This is a genomic window from uncultured Corynebacterium sp., from assembly GCF_902489365.1.
Taxonomy (GTDB): domain Bacteria; phylum Actinomycetota; class Actinomycetes; order Mycobacteriales; family Mycobacteriaceae; genus Corynebacterium.
In genome coordinates, this window is record NZ_CABTZR010000099.1 from 1 (window position 1) to 6558 (window position 6558).

At 59.4% G+C, this 6558-nt stretch carries 8 protein-coding genes and 1 pseudogene; 5 read left to right on the plus strand and 4 right to left on the minus strand.

Annotation, left to right across the window (positions count from 1 at the left end; all coding sequences use genetic code 11):
- Nucleotides 1-239, plus strand: a pseudogene (locus tag RDN59_RS10780) (hypothetical protein); the annotation flags it as partial.
- Here the strand turns inward: RDN59_RS10780 and RDN59_RS10785 are convergent.
- Nucleotides 236-925, minus strand: coding sequence for an SDR family oxidoreductase (locus RDN59_RS10785; RefSeq protein WP_308607838.1), 690 nt, complete (start codon nucleotides 923-925; stop codon nucleotides 236-238). The pseudogene RDN59_RS10780 and the gene RDN59_RS10785 sit on opposite strands and share 4 nt — an antisense overlap.
- 79 nt (nucleotides 926-1004) lie before the next feature.
- Between RDN59_RS10785 and RDN59_RS10790 the strand changes: the two genes are divergently transcribed.
- The 4 genes from RDN59_RS10790 to RDN59_RS10805 all read left to right on the plus strand — a co-directional run bounded on the left by RDN59_RS10790 (nucleotide 1005) and on the right by RDN59_RS10805 (nucleotide 3993).
- Nucleotides 1005-1274, plus strand: a complete 270-nt coding sequence (locus RDN59_RS10790; protein ID WP_308607839.1) for an ACT domain-containing protein — start codon at nucleotides 1005-1007, stop codon at nucleotides 1272-1274.
- Between the two features lie 15 nt (nucleotides 1275-1289).
- Complete coding sequence (locus RDN59_RS10795; RefSeq protein WP_308607840.1) at nucleotides 1290-2654, plus strand: PFL family protein; 1365 nt, start codon at nucleotides 1290-1292, stop codon at nucleotides 2652-2654.
- Between the two features lie 72 nt (nucleotides 2655-2726).
- Nucleotides 2727-3416 (plus strand): MerR family transcriptional regulator, encoded by a 690-nt coding sequence (locus RDN59_RS10800; protein ID WP_308607841.1) that lies wholly within the window; start codon nucleotides 2727-2729, stop codon nucleotides 3414-3416.
- A gap of 13 nt (nucleotides 3417-3429) precedes the next feature.
- Nucleotides 3430-3993 carry a hypothetical protein gene (locus RDN59_RS10805; protein WP_308607842.1) on the plus strand — a complete coding sequence of 188 codons (564 nt, stop codon included), beginning with the start codon at nucleotides 3430-3432 and terminating at the stop codon, nucleotides 3991-3993.
- On the opposite strand, the gene RDN59_RS10810 is transcribed toward RDN59_RS10805, so the two are convergent.
- From RDN59_RS10810 to RDN59_RS10820, 3 genes are all read right to left on the minus strand, one after another.
- The gene (locus RDN59_RS10810; protein ID WP_308607843.1) at nucleotides 3990-4727 is read right to left on the minus strand and encodes a hypothetical protein; all 738 of its coding nucleotides are present in this window, start codon (nucleotides 4725-4727) and stop codon (nucleotides 3990-3992) included. The two genes, RDN59_RS10805 and RDN59_RS10810, sit on opposite strands and share 4 nt — an antisense overlap.
- 124 nt (nucleotides 4728-4851) lie before the next feature.
- Complete coding sequence (locus RDN59_RS10815; RefSeq protein ID WP_308607844.1) at nucleotides 4852-5814, minus strand: nucleoside hydrolase; 963 nt, start codon at nucleotides 5812-5814, stop codon at nucleotides 4852-4854.
- 13 nt (nucleotides 5815-5827) lie between these two features.
- The coding region (locus RDN59_RS10820; RefSeq protein WP_308607845.1) for an ATP-binding cassette domain-containing protein at nucleotides 5828-6558 on the minus strand (731 nt) is incomplete at its 5' end.

Sequence of the window (6558 nt, forward strand, 5' to 3'; positions counted from 1 at the left end):
GCACGGTTCAAGAAATCATCAGCGACGAGTTTGAATCCCACACGTCTCCCCGCGCCTTCCGCGAGCAAGGTATAGCCGTGGTGCGCTTCCAAAGCCAAGCTACCTTCGAGCACACCACGGGGTGGTACATCGCCGCTCACCTCGCTATTAAACCTTTTCGCTACGCGAGCTTGCACAACGGTCTGACCCGCGAGCAAGTGAGAGCCGGACTTAACGCCGCGGCATCCTCTGCTTCCTAGATGTCCTTAACGTCGCCGTCGCCATCGATGAACTCTAATGGCGAGGCTGGGAAGCTATCGCGGCGAGCCACCTCAGCGACAACCTCGGCGACAAGCTCCCGGGAAGTCGTCATATCGCTCGTGCGCTCAGCATCGCTATCAAGCACGGTGATGCCCTGAGAAGGCTCTTCCGTGAGCGCCGCGGGACCCAGAATAAGGTAATTGAGATCGGTCGAATTGAGCTTGTTATCTACGGCCTTCTTGGACTCCACGTAGGCGTACCACGACTCATCGGAAGGATCCGTCGTGTTTTCAGTAGCGCCCATGTAGGAAATCATCACATAGGCCGGGGTGTGCTTGCCCTCCTCCACTAGCTTCTCCAAGCCAGCGATCGATGCGAGTGCTGCATCGCGGTCCACTGCCCACGTCACTTCCGCACCCGCGCGGCCACCGTTTCCAGCGCCCCACACGACAACGTCATAGTCAGCCAAAAGCTCTGCCCAGTCCTCGACAGAAAGCTCGGTGAGATCGCGCACCACTGCGGTGGCACCGAGGGCTTCTATATCGGCAACTTGGTCGGGGTTACGGATAAGGGAATGGACGGTGAGGTTGGCGTCGACAAGCTTGGGCGCTGCCAAGAGCCCAACCTTTCCATGGCCGCCGATGTACAGAACCTTCTTGCGTGCAGTTGTTGTCGTATCAGTCATGAGCGCCACCGTACGCGCTACCTGATGTCTCTGCATGACCCCAGGGCAGCGTGAAAAACCCACGGGCTACAATCAAATTATGATCGCCATCATGACTGTTACCGGTGTTGATAACACCGGCATTATCTCCGCCGTTTCCACCGCTCTCGCAGAACTTAATGTCAATATCGTTGACGTCTCGCAGACTCTCATGTCTGGGTACTTCACGATGATCCTGCGCGTCGAATTCGATGAGAATGAGGTCAGCATCCAGCAGATTCAGGAGCGGATGAATACCGTCGGTGAGTCCATCAAGCAATCCATTCGCGTGCAGTCGGAAGCGCTGTTCACCGCCATGAATGAGATTTAGGAGCGAGAATCAGTCATGCTTAACCGCTTCAATACCGCCAGCATTCTCGATACCATCGAGATGATCGAGAAGTACCGTCTCGACATCCGCACCGTCACCATGGGCATTTCGCTGCTCGGCTGCACGCGCTCCACCATGGAAGCCACGGCCGAGGCCGTGTACGACCTCGTGACCACCCGTGCCGCACAGCTGGTTGAGGTGTGCGAGGGAATCGAGGCCGAGCTCGGCATCCCGATCGTCAACAAGCGCATCTCCGTCACCCCAGTCGCGCTCATCGTAGCCGGCGTCGAAGGCAACCCCGTCGACGTCGCCCGCGCGCTCGACCGTGCGGCAGCAGCCACCGGCGTCGACTTCGTCGGCGGCTACTCTGCGCTGGTGGAAAAGGGCGCCACGACCGCCGAAAAGGCCCTGATCCGTTCCATCCCGGAAGCCCTCGCTGAGACGAACCTCGTCTGCTCCTCGGTCAACATCGCCTCCTCCCGCGCCGGCATCAACATGAATGCCGCGGCACAAATGGGACGCATCATCAAGGAGGCAGCCGAGCTGACCAAGGAACGCAGCGCCATCGGCTGCGCCAAGCTCGTGATCTTCTCCAACTCCGTGGGCGATAACCCCTTCATGGCCGGTGCCTTCCACGGTATTGAGGAGCCGGACTGCGTCGTTTCTGTTGGCGTATCCGGACCCGGTGTCGTCGATCGCGCGCTCGGATCCCTTGAGGGAGCCACCCTCAACGAGGTCGCCGAAGAGGTCAAGAAAGCAGCCTTCAAGGTCACCCGCGCCGGACAGCTCGTGGGTGAAATGGCGTCCGAACGCCTCGGTGTCCCCTTCGGCATCATTGACCTTTCCCTCGCTCCCACCGCAGAGCTGGGTGACTCCGTCGCACACATCCTGGAACACATGGGCCTCGACCAGGTGGGTACACACGGCACCACGGCAGCACTGGCTCTGCTTAACGACGCCGTCAAGAAGGGCGGCATGATGGCCTGCTCCCGCGTGGGTGGCCTGTCTGGTTCCTTCATTCCGGTTTCTGAGGACAAGGGCATGATCGATGCGGTGCGCTCTGGCGCTATCTCCATCGACAAGCTGGAGGCCATGACCTCGATCTGCTCTGTGGGCTTGGACATGATCGCCATCCCGGGGGATACCTCCGCGGAGACCATCGCCGGCATGATCGCCGATGAAGCCGCCATTGGCGTGATGAACCATAAGACAACCGCCGTGCGCGTCATCCCTGCTCCAGGCACCAAGGCTGGCGACGAGGTCAACTTTGGCGGCCTTCTGGGCTACGCACCGGTCATTCCGGTTAATGAGGTGGGCAACTCCACCTTCATTAACCGCGGTGGCTTCATCCCGGCGCCGGTGCACGGTTTTCGCAATTAAGGCCTCACCATCTCGGATTAATTTTCACCAAGCACTTGACCCTCACACTATGTGAGGGTTTAGCTTTGTCCTATGAAGATATCGGACGTTGCCGCGGTCGCTGGTTGCTCAGTGCGCTCCGTGCGTCATTTACACGAAATGGGGGTGGTTCCAGAGCCTGCGCGTACAAGCGGAAACTATCGCGACTACTCGATCTCTGATCTCGCCGCTGTGATCCGTGCGAGAGTACTTATCGACGCCGGCGTTCCCGTCGCTGATGTCGCATCTCCTAATGCCATTGATCGATCCTTCGTCCTCGTGGAAGAAAGAATTGCCCGACTGCAGCGGCAGCGTGAGCGTTTGCGTGCTTTGGCCGCAGCTCCTCACGGTACTCCCACCGATATTCGAGAATCCTTGGGCAAAGTCATCGAAGACCCTGCCCTGCGGCAGCTGGAACTGGATTCCTGGGATCTCATGGCGTTGACCAGTGTCGCCACACCAGCGACATGGGAACAACTACGAGAGAATCTTCGGGACAACACTTGCCTTGCAGCTCTCCGCGAGGCTGAAATGTTGTGGCGAGAGCTTGGCTCACTGTCTCCGCATGATTGTGGGGTCGCGCGTATCGTCGAGAAGCTGCGCTACCTGGGGGAACACGGATTGATGCGAGGAATCTATCCCACCTTGCGACCTGGTAACGCTCCGCTGACTGTGGCTGATGCTCCGACTACTGGTGCGCAAGGTGTAGCGCTCAAAGCTTTGGCAGGTGGCTCAGGTGGCTAGTATCTGGCGATTTGTGGAGAAACATCCTGGATTTCGCCTAGCCAAATATGAATTGGGCCTCTACCACGATCTGTGGCGCTGGATGCGGGGCCAGACGTTGGTCCCCGCCGGAGCGGTGGCGCTTCCCCACCCTCCGGGCAGGCTACAGATGCTCGGCTTCCTCACTGCAGTGCTGGTGGTTGAAATGGTGGTCGTTCACTTTCTACTTCCTGTGGGCGTTCTACGAATTCTGGCGTTGCTGCTGTCGCTGTGGGCCATTATTTTTGTGTGGGGCTTGATCGCTGCCGAACGTATTCGACCTAGCTATGTCACCGCAGACCTCACGGTTTTGCGGCGCGGAAAAACGGTCTTCGTTGAGGTGCCGATGGCTCTTGTTCGCAGCAAGCGGGCAGACCGTACATTCGAATCAGCGGTTGTTATAAGCAAAGGTGAACTCACTGTAGGTGGCCCAGCTGGAACCGATACCCTCCTTGACCTCAGTGAACCCGTCCAGGCATCACCGGACCACTACCCATGGCAGCGCGCTCACCCACAGGAAGTAACGAAGGTGCGCTTTTATGGTGCTATTTCTTGCTAATTACTGGCGTTGCGAAGTTCTTCTTCAATCTCGGCAATCATCGGCAACACGAGATCCGCGCGTTCAGCGTCAATTCCCCACTTCTCCGGTTCACTGCGGACCATGTCAGCTGTGGCCGTGAGAAAGTGGGCGAAATTCTCGACTACGGCACGGTTATTGTTGCGAATGCCTTCGGTGAGCACGGTAGTACTCAGCCGCTCGGTCCAAATTTCGAGGATGTGAAGCGAGGTGCTCTTGCCAATTGTGGTGCAGGCCGCACGCGCTAAGCGGATGCTCTCATCGTCATGCCACACTCCTCCGGGGGCGCGAAGGCGGCACGAGATGATCGCCGCACCTTCGACAGCCGGGATCATTCCTATGCGAACACAGGTTTCTACGTAGTCAGCGCCGTAGCCGACGGCCATGATAGGACCGATGTCCTTGACGATGCCGCGTGTGTCCTCCTCTGTGACATACCACGCGCGGAACGTGAGGTAGTCCTCGTAGCGGAAGTGGCCTGCTTCCGCGAGGACATTAAGCAACCGAGCAGACAGCGCCTTAGTCCACACCTTGTCTGTGCGCAGGTAGCCAGTGAGGCGTTCACGAATCTGATCAACATGGTCATCCCACTGACCTGACTCTATGCCCTCCTTCAATTCGGTATAGGCCCAGTCCACGCGGACCTCAGGTCGTTTGCTCACTAATCCGGTGAGCAGCGGTTCGATGACGGAATCGAGGGTATCTCCGGTGTTCATGACTTCTTCCTCTCCTGCGGCAGCACGGCGGGGTCTGACCACTTCTAGACCCTGTGCGTGGGAAGCGGAAGGACCCAAGAGAAGAGTCTTGAGCGGTGTGGGTTGTGCCCCTGATTCTAGCTCACTATAGGTTTTCCGGAAGGGCAAGAATTTTTGCAGCGCGCAGGAACTCTCGGTGGGCACTGTCAACATCGACGACGGTGACCAGCGTGGCATTGGGGTGCTGTCCCCAGTGTCCGCGCAGATCCGCCACGCTCGTTCCGCGCAACCACTCCGGTTCGCTCACCACCCGCACAGTGGTCGAGGTGGAAAAGAACGGGGCCTTCTGCAACGCCACCATGCAGGTGAGCAGGTCGTGAATCTGAGCCTGATAGCCCGAGCCGTGCGCCTCGTGAAACTCGAAGTAGAAACGCATAATCTCCGGTAGGACCTCCGATACTGGGTGCTGCGCGAGCGCTTCGCGTAGCCGTTCCAGCTGCGTTGGGCCGATGAGCATCGTCTCAGTGACGTTGAGTGGGCACAGCGTGATAGGCCGCGTGGCGGAAGCAAAGACGTCGCGCGCAGCATGCGGGTCGACCCAGAAGTTCCACTCCGCGGTGGGCGTGGTGTTGCCGGGATAATTAATCGCGCCGCCCATAACGGTAACGTCCGCAAACGAGGCATAGTCGGCGGCATTCGCCGCGGCGAAATACGCTGCATTAGTCAGCGGGCCTGTCACGATGAGGTGCGCGTTGCGGTCCGCAGCTTCGGCCCAGATGCTGGTCCACTCGGCAGGCTCAGCATTAGCGTGCTCCTCCGGCACGCTCAGGTACCCAAGGCCGCTTGGGCCGTGGGTTTCCGGAGTGGTTACCAGCTCCACCTGGCTGGGCTCCGGAAGCCCCGCCGCGACGCGCACCTCATCCAGGCCGCACAGTTGCAGGATGTAGGAAGCATTGCGGGTGGTCTGTTCAATCCCTACGTTTCCTGCGGTGGTGGTAACCCCGACTAGTTCGATCTCTCCGGCACGGTGAAGCGCGGCGAGATAGATCAACGCAAGGGCATCGTCGATGCCAGGATCACAATCAAGGAGAACAGGCTGGGCGGTCATGCCCGAAAGTCTATTAGGCCAATTCCACGATTTCCATGTACTCGTCGTTCCACAAATCCTCATCGCCGTCCGGCATGATGATGACGCGTTCCGGGTTGAGCGCCTTGACCGCACCCGGGTCGTGGGTAACCAAGACCACGGCGCCGGTGTAGGTGCCCAGGGCATCGAGAACCTGCTCGCGGGACTGTGGGTCGAGGTTGTTCGTGGGCTCGTCGAGAAGCAGCACATTGGCGCGTGAGGACACCAGCGTTGCTAGCGACAAGCGGGTCTTCTCACCGCCGGAAAGCGTGCCGGCGGGTTGCTCCAGCTTGTCGCCGGAGAACATGAAGGCGCCCAACAGTCCGCGCAAATCCTGCTGGCCAGCATCCGGGCAGGCCTCAATCGTGTTTTCCCACACGGTCTTGTCTGGATCGATGTTGTCGTGCTCCTGGGCAAAGTAACCGATGCGCAGGCCGTGGCCGGAGACGATGCCGCCTTCGCCGTCGGTGCGCTCCACGCCCGCCAGAAGCTTGAGCAGGGTCGTCTTGCCAGCGCCGTTATAGCCCAGCACAACCACGCGGGAGCCCTTGTCGATGGCCAAGTCGACGCCAGCGAAGACCTCAAGGGAGCCATACATCTTGGTCAGGCCCTTGGCGTTCATCGGAGTTTTGCCGCAGGGAGCGGGTTCCGGGAATTTGATGTGGGCAACCTTATCGGCCACGCGAACGTCATCCAGCTCGTTCATCATGCGCTCAGCACGGTGCA

Coding starts and splice junctions, on each gene's coding strand:
- RDN59_RS10790 (WP_308607839.1), top strand. CDS start 1,005: ATGATCGCCATCATGACTGTTACCGGTGTTGATAACACCGGCATTATC.
- RDN59_RS10810 (WP_308607843.1), bottom strand. CDS start 4,727: ATGAACACCGGAGATACCCTCGATTCCGTCATCGAACCGCTGCTCACC.
- RDN59_RS10815 (WP_308607844.1), bottom strand. CDS start 5,814: ATGACCGCCCAGCCTGTTCTCCTTGATTGTGATCCTGGCATCGACGAT.
- RDN59_RS10795 (WP_308607840.1), top strand. CDS start 1,290: ATGCTTAACCGCTTCAATACCGCCAGCATTCTCGATACCATCGAGATG.
- RDN59_RS10785 (WP_308607838.1), bottom strand. CDS start 925: ATGACTGATACGACAACAACTGCACGCAAGAAGGTTCTGTACATCGGC.
- RDN59_RS10800 (WP_308607841.1), top strand. CDS start 2,727: ATGAAGATATCGGACGTTGCCGCGGTCGCTGGTTGCTCAGTGCGCTCC.